Below are 5,140 nucleotides of genomic sequence, written 5' to 3' on the forward strand. Positions count from 1 at the left end.
CGTGCCGGGCAGACTGCCCGGCATGACCGTGCTGCGCTCGCTCCTGCTGTTCGCCGTCGCCGCGCTGGCCGAGATCGGCGGCGCCTGGCTCGTCTGGCAGGGCGTGCGCGAGCACCGCGGCGTCCTGTGGATCGGCGCGGGCGTCGTCGCCCTGGGGCTGTACGGCTTCGTGGCGACGCTGCAGCCGGACGCGAGCTTCGGGCGCATCCTCGCGGCCTACGGCGGCATCTTCGTCGCGGGCTCGCTCGCCTGGGGCGTCGTGGTCGACAGGTTCCAGCCGGACCGGTGGGACGTCGTCGGCGCGGCGATCTGCCTGCTGGGCGTGGCCGTGATCATGTACGCGCCGCGCGGCTGACCACGAGCTAGGCGGCGACGTCCGGGCGGGCCGCACGCCGTCGCCGCCACTGGCGCCAGGCGTCCGTCGACCACAGGGCCCAGACGACCAGGAGCGGCTGGAAGACGAGGCGGACGGCGCGCTTGAGGTCCGTGTCGAGGCCGAAGGCGTCGGTGCGCGTCGCGAGCTGCGAGAGGTTCCCGGGGAACACGGCGACGAAGAACGCCGCGACGACCCAGCCGACCGTCGTGCGCCGCCGCCGGGCGAGGACCAGTGCCGCGCCCATCGCGAGCTCGACGTAGCCGGAGACGCTCACGACGGCCTCGCGCGCCGGGAAGAACGGGGGCACCTGAGCGAGGAACTCGTCGGGGTTGCGCAGGTGGCCGGTGCCGGCCACCAGGAGCGCGGCACCCAGGCCCAGGCGCCCGAGCGTGCGCGGGACGGAGGACGACGGCGCGGGATCGGTCATGCCTGAGGTTAGGTCGGCCGGTCGCAGCACGCACCCGCCGGGACTCAGGGCAGCGCGACCACGGACCCCACCGGGACCCGCACGAACGGGACGCCGGTCCCGGGCCCGCTCTGCCCGAGGAAGCCGCTGACCATCTTCTGCCCGACGTCGTCGTTCAGGCCCGCGTCGTGCACGCCGATGGCGCGTCCCGGCCGGACCTCGCGGATCCAGTCCACGAGGTCGGCCAGGCGGGTCCACGGCGCGAAGAGCGGGACGAGCAGCACGTCGACCGGCACGTCGGGGACCGTGAGCGCGTCGCCGGGGTGGAACACCGAGACGCCGCCGGCGCTGACGACGAAGCCCACGTTCGGCGGCGCCGGGACGTCGGGGTGGATCGGCGCGTGCTCGGCGCCGACCACGCGCACGTCGAACCCCGGGACGGCGAAGGCGTCGCCGTGCTGGACGACGTGCACCCGCCCCGGCGCGTCCAGCTGCTGCGCCACGGGCGTCGTCGTCCAGACCTCGAGCGCGGAATCGGCCGAGAGCGCGGCGCGCAGCCGTTCGACGTCGACATGGTCGGCGTGGCCGTGCGTCACGAGCACGGCGTGCGTCGTGCCGATGACGTCCGCGGACCCGAAGGTCCCCGGGTCCAGGACGACGCGCTCTCCCGCGTGGTCCAGGGCGATGCACGAGTGGACGTGCTTGACGAGCTGCATGGCATCCTCCGGGCTCACCGTGGCCGGACCGGCCCTCGGTGCCACGGTAGCCACGTCGCCCGGGTGGGGCGCGGCTCAGAGGGTGCTGACCAGCAGCGAGACGGCGAGGGCGAGCATCACGAGCGCGATGACGCCGTCCAGCACGCGCCAGGCCCGCGGCCTGGCGAACACCGGTCGCAGCAGGGCGGCCCCGTAGCCGAGGGCCGTGAACCACAGCACGCTGCCCAGCGCGGCCCCGGCCGCGAACCACCACTGCCGTCCCGGGTGGCCCTGCGCGACCACGCCGAGCAGCACGACGGTGTCGAGGTAGACGTGGGGATTCAGCCACGTGAGCGCGAGCGCCGTCGTGACGGTGGCCGCGAGCGAGGTCCGCGCCGCCCCGTCCTCGGGGACCAGCCCCTGCTCGGTCAGGGCGCGCCGCGCGGCGACCACGCCGTAGCCGAGGAGGAACGCGGCGCCGGCGTACCGGACGACGTCGAGCAGCCACGGCCGGTCCTGGACCACCGCACCGGCACCGGCCACGCCCGCCGCGATCAGGACGGCGTCGGACAGCGCGCACACGAGCACGACGGCGCCGACGTGCTGGCGACGCAGTCCCTGGCGCAGCACGAACGCGTTCTGCGCGCCGATGGCGACGATCAGCGACAGGCCGAGGCCGAGGCCCGAGAGCGCGGCGAGGAGGTCGGGGAGCACGTCACGACCGTACGGTCGGCCATCCTGAAGTGGAAGTTCAGATTCCTGAACAACCATTAGCATCGCTGTTCATGGACCTCGACCTCGCCCAGCTCCGGGCCCTGCGCGCCGCGGTCTCGGAGGGGACACTGGAGGCCGCCGCCCGCGCCCTGCACGTGACCCCGTCGGCGATCAGTCAGCGCCTGCGCGCCCTCGAGGTGGCGACGGGCCGCGTGCTGCTCGTGCGCAGCAGGCCGGTGCGCCCCACCGAGTCGGGCGAGGTCCTGCTCCGGCTGGCGCGCCAGATCGAGCTGCTCACCGACGACACGCTCGCCGAGCTGGGCAGCGGTGCCGAGCGGACCGTTCCGACGCTGCCGATCGCCGTCAACGCCGACTCGCTGGGCACGTGGGTGCTCGCGGCCCTCGCCCCGCTGAGCGGCCGCGTCGCCTTCGACCTGCGCCTCGACGACGAGGGGCACACGGCCGCGCTCGTGCGCTCGGGAGCCGTCGTCGGCGCGATCACCTCGGACCCCGAGCCGGTTCCGGGCTGCTCGGTCACGCGGCTGGGCACCATGCGGTACCGGCCGACGGCGGCTCCCGGCTTCGTCGAGCGCTGGTTCCCGGACGGCCCGACCGGCGAGGCGCTCGCCGTCGCGCCCGTGGTGGTCTTCGACCGCAAGGACGAGCTCCAGCACCGCTACCTGCGCGGGAGGCTGGCCCCCGGGGTGCAGCCGCCCCTCCACTACATCCCCTCGTCCGCGGACTTCCTGGCGGCGGTCCGCCTGGGCATGGGCTGGGGCATGCTGCCCGACGCGCAGGGGGACGACGGGGCGCTGGTCCGCCTGGATCCCGCGGCGACGATCGACGTCGTGCTGCACTGGCAGCAGTGGAGGCTCCGGTCGGAGCCGCTCGACCGCGTGGCGTCCGCGATCACCGTGGCGGCCCGGCGTCACCTCGCTCGCTGAGTGCGATCACGCGCCCGCGAGCACCTGCAGCGGTGCGACGGGGACGACGTCGTGGGCCCTGGCCGCGAGCGCCGGGTCCACCGTGACCAGCGCGTCGCCATGGAGGCGCGCCACCGCCAGGTACTCGGCGTCGCGCAGCGTCGGCCAGCCCTGCGCGCGAGCGATCTGCCAGGAGACGCGGCGCGAGACGCGGTCGCTGAGCAGACGCATCTTCAGCTCGGTCACCGCCTCGTGGGTCTGGAGCGCGGCGCGCTCCGTGCGGGCTCCCGACTCGACGTCGCGCAGCAGCAGCTCCAGGGCCTCCGACCGGATGCGGCCCGGCGCCACGAGCTGCACGTCGGGACCGACGGCCGCCCCCGTGTCGACGAGGTGCAGCAGGGTCGGGGCATCGATGACGTAGCGCGCCATGCCGCGAGGCTACTCGCGGACGTCGGCCGCCCCACAGGGACGACGGCCCGCTAGTTGTTGTCGAGGCCCAGCGACGCCGCGAGTCCGGTGCGTGCGCCGCGGACCTCCGTGTTGTTGGCGCCGTTCATCCGCGCGTTCGACAGTCGCGTGAGGGACTTGTGGAAGGTGTCGGACGCGCGCACGTCGTGCAGCGTCGCGCGGGTCTCGATCTCGTGCTTGTGGCGCTTGTCCGTGTTCCGGTACCGCAGGTACATCGAGATGTAGAAGGCCGGTCCCGCGAGGAGCAGGAGCAGGCCCCAGGCCCGCGGGTCGCTGTCGGACGAACCGCTCGAGGCGAGCACCTGCGTCGCCACCGTCATCACTGCGAGTCCCACGCTCACCCTCCCGTCAGCATGATGAGCGCGAACAGGATCGTGCCGACCACCTGGACGACGCCCGCCACCGCGAGCAGCTTGGGCTGGTTCACCGGGACGCTGCCCATGGTCTCGCCCGTGCGCGCGTTGACGGCGACGTAGTGCAGGAACGACCGGCCGTTCGACTTGCGCTGCTGGTAGCTGTAGAGCCAGACGGGCAGGTAGGCGGAGACCCAGCGCTGGCCGACGACGTCGACCCGCTCGTGGTCCCAACGGACCCCGCGGTCGTAGAACTCGAGTGTCTGGTTGGCCGCGTGCCGCGCGACGTCCTGCGCCTGGACGGTCGCGACCGGGGTCAGGTCCGCGACGTTGCTGTCGCGCCGCTCGGAGTGGAAGCCCGAGAGGTAGTTGGAGTCGTAGCGGACGGCGTTCTCGACGTCGAACGGCAGGATCGAGTTGATGATGTTGTTGGTGTTCCGCGACGCGTCCTTGTCGAGCCGCGCCCGCGACGACTCCACGGTGAGGTCGTCGATGTGGACGGTGAAGTCGCGCACGACGTCGTACACGTCCGCGTCGTAGACCCGTCGCCGGCTGTCGCCGCTCTTGACCGTGTACGAGCGCGTCTGGTGCTCACCCTGGCCCGCGAGGCTCGCGCGGGCGTTGACGTCGACCACCATGTACGGCAGGTACACGCCCATGACGTTCTCGGGGTTGAACTCCCGCTTGAAGACCGGGTGCGCGAAGAAGGTGCGCTTCTTGACGAACTCGGCGATGCGGGCGACGGCGTCGTCCTTGGGCACCCGGAACGGCAGGACCATGTCCGGGACCGCCCCGTTGGGCACCTGCTGGTTCATCGAGAGCGTGTTGCGGCACCAGTGGCACCGCGCCTGCGTGCTCTCGTTCGTGTCGATGACCACCTCGGCGCCGCAGGCCGAGCACTTGAAGGTCAGGACCTCGTCGGTCGAGGGGATGATGTCGGCCGAGCCGGAGCCGATGACGACCCCGGACAGCTCGCCGATCGGGCTGTTCAGGTCCGACGTCGCGAGCGCGCTGGGGCCCTGCCACTCGTAGCGGCAGTAGCTGCAGCGCAGGCGACCCGTCGCCACGTTGAGCGAGATCTCCGTCGAGCCGCAGCGCTCGCACCGGGTCAGCCCGTCGACGGCGCCCTCGTCCGTCCGCACGACGCGCGGGCCCGGCGGGGGCGGCGGGGGTGGGGGGACCGCCGCGCGCGCGCCCGCTGCCGC

8 protein-coding genes are annotated in these 5,140 nt (G+C 73.3%); 2 read left to right on the forward strand and 6 right to left on the reverse strand.

Annotated elements, in window-relative coordinates; translation table 11 throughout:
- Positions 1-22: 22 nt before the first annotated feature.
- Positions 23-355, forward strand: coding sequence for a YnfA family protein (locus tag IDM29_RS14730; RefSeq protein WP_182113406.1), 333 nt, complete (start codon positions 23-25; stop codon positions 353-355).
- 7 nt (positions 356-362) lie between these two features.
- Here the strand turns inward: IDM29_RS14730 and IDM29_RS14735 are convergent, their stop codons facing one another.
- From IDM29_RS14735 to IDM29_RS14745, 3 genes are all read right to left on the reverse strand, one after another.
- A complete protein-coding gene (locus IDM29_RS14735) occupies positions 363-803 on the reverse strand; it encodes a hypothetical protein (protein WP_182113407.1) in 441 nt (146 codons plus the stop codon).
- Between the two features lie 44 nt (positions 804-847).
- On the reverse strand, positions 848-1,498 hold the full coding sequence (locus IDM29_RS14740; protein ID WP_182113408.1) for an MBL fold metallo-hydrolase: 651 nt from the start codon (positions 1,496-1,498) through the stop codon (positions 848-850).
- Positions 1,499-1,573: 75 nt separating this feature from the next.
- Positions 1,574-2,191, reverse strand: a complete 618-nt coding sequence (locus tag IDM29_RS14745; protein ID WP_255491794.1) for a LysE/ArgO family amino acid transporter — start codon at positions 2,189-2,191, stop codon at positions 1,574-1,576.
- Between the two features lie 71 nt (positions 2,192-2,262).
- Between IDM29_RS14745 and IDM29_RS14750 the strand changes: the two genes are divergently transcribed.
- The gene (locus IDM29_RS14750) at positions 2,263-3,135 is read left to right on the forward strand and encodes a LysR family transcriptional regulator ArgP (protein ID WP_182113409.1); all 873 of its coding nucleotides are present in this window, start codon (positions 2,263-2,265) and stop codon (positions 3,133-3,135) included.
- A gap of 6 nt (positions 3,136-3,141) precedes the next feature.
- Here the strand turns inward: IDM29_RS14750 and IDM29_RS14755 are convergent, their stop codons facing one another.
- From IDM29_RS14755 to IDM29_RS14765, 3 genes are all read right to left on the reverse strand, one after another.
- Complete coding sequence (locus IDM29_RS14755; RefSeq protein ID WP_182113410.1) at positions 3,142-3,543, reverse strand: hypothetical protein; 402 nt, start codon at positions 3,541-3,543, stop codon at positions 3,142-3,144.
- 50 nt (positions 3,544-3,593) lie between these two features.
- Complete coding sequence (locus IDM29_RS14760; protein WP_182113411.1) at positions 3,594-3,917, reverse strand: growth/differentiation factor; 324 nt, start codon at positions 3,915-3,917, stop codon at positions 3,594-3,596.
- A 2-nt stretch (positions 3,918-3,919) separates the two neighbouring features.
- Positions 3,920-5,140, reverse strand: a 1,221-nt coding sequence (locus IDM29_RS14765) for a TFIIB-type zinc ribbon-containing protein (RefSeq protein ID WP_223148370.1), incomplete at its 5' end; no start/stop codon positions are given.

The sequence above is a fragment of the Actinotalea sp. JY-7885 genome, from assembly GCF_014525465.1.
Lineage (GTDB): Bacteria > Actinomycetota > Actinomycetes > Actinomycetales > Cellulomonadaceae > Actinotalea.

What these genes read in the sequence shown, in the direction of transcription:
- IDM29_RS14735 (WP_182113407.1), bottom strand. Translation starts at nt 803, where the DNA reads ATGACCGATCCCGCGCCGTCGTCCTCCGTCCCGCGCACGCTCGGGCGC.
- IDM29_RS14755 (WP_182113410.1), bottom strand. Translation starts at nt 3,543, where the DNA reads ATGGCGCGCTACGTCATCGATGCCCCGACCCTGCTGCACCTCGTCGAC.
- IDM29_RS14750 (WP_182113409.1), top strand. Translation starts at nt 2,263, where the DNA reads ATGGACCTCGACCTCGCCCAGCTCCGGGCCCTGCGCGCCGCGGTCTCG.
- IDM29_RS14730 (WP_182113406.1), top strand. Translation starts at nt 23, where the DNA reads ATGACCGTGCTGCGCTCGCTCCTGCTGTTCGCCGTCGCCGCGCTGGCC.
- IDM29_RS14740 (WP_182113408.1), bottom strand. Translation starts at nt 1,498, where the DNA reads ATGCAGCTCGTCAAGCACGTCCACTCGTGCATCGCCCTGGACCACGCG.